We start from the raw sequence: 237 nt of genomic DNA on the forward strand, positions 1-237 counted from the left end.
CGCTGCCGAGGCCGGTGAGACCGCTCAGACTGCTCAGACCGCTGCGGCCGAGGCGCCTGCCGTGGAGGCCCGTGCGTCGGCGCCGGCCGGTGCGCCGGAGGCGGCCGAGGCTGCCGAGACGGTTGTGCCGGTTGTGTCCGGCGAGCCGGAGGAGGCCGTTGTGGCCGAGGCCGGCGCGGTCGTCACCGGTGAGGAGGCCGCGCCGCGTCGTACCCGGCGCCGTGCCACGCGCAGTGT

The sequence above is a fragment of the Streptomyces capoamus genome (assembly GCF_014654935.1).
GTDB lineage: Bacteria > Actinomycetota > Actinomycetes > Streptomycetales > Streptomycetaceae > Streptomyces > Streptomyces capoamus.